The organism is Gluconobacter sp. P1D12_c (assembly GCF_018812105.1).
GTDB lineage: Bacteria > Pseudomonadota > Alphaproteobacteria > Acetobacterales > Acetobacteraceae > Gluconobacter > Gluconobacter oxydans_A.
The window spans coordinates 1-639 of the sequence record NZ_JACSIQ010000143.1 but is presented as its reverse complement, the minus strand read 5'-3'; the positions used below and the strand labels follow the sequence as shown (position 1 = coordinate 639).

The 639-nt window shown below is 53.2% G+C and carries 1 protein-coding gene; it reads right to left on the bottom strand.

The annotated features are described in order from the left end of the window. Nucleotides 1-43 precede the first annotated feature (43 nt). Nucleotides 44-568, bottom strand: a complete 525-nt coding sequence (locus KP705_RS16005) for a recombinase family protein (RefSeq protein ID WP_215764952.1) — start codon at nt 566-568, stop codon at nt 44-46. Between the last annotated feature and the right edge of the window lie 71 nt (nt 569-639).

Sequence of the window (639 nt, the reverse complement as noted above, 5' to 3'; positions counted from 1 at the left end):
CTTCAAATAGGGGTCACGACACGAAAGTGTACTTTACGTACGCTTAGAGTGAACCCAACAAGAACGTTGAGGCTGTTCTGCTGAGAGTTCGATAGACAGTTGGCCGAGAAATAGAAAACAGTTCTGAAAGATCGCTGATGGAGTAATCGCCGGTATCATACATCCGGCGAAGCTCTTTTTGCTGACGTTCAGAAAGCTTGGGTTTCTTTCCGCGTAGTTTACCTTTGTCGCGTGCAACGGCCATCCCTTCACGAGTACGCATCCGGATCAGATCGGCTTCAAACTCCGCGAAAGTCGCAAGGATGTTGAAGAACAACTTGCCCATTGGATCAGACGGATCGTGAATACTGTTCCCAAGTTGAAGCTTCACGCCACGGGATGCCAGGCTGTCGCCAATAAGCCGTGCATCAGGGACAGAGCGGGCCAGTCGATCAAGCTTTGGTACGACCAAAGTATCGCCACTACGAACAGCCGCCAGTGCCTGGTCAAGGCCGGCCCTTTCCCGGTTCGTGCCGGTGAAGCCCTTGTCGGTGTAAATACGATCGGCAGAAACACCGAGTTTGAGCAGTTCCTGATGCTGGGCCGCGAGCGATCGGCAGAAACACCGAGTTTGAGCAGTTCCTGATGCTGGGCCGCGAG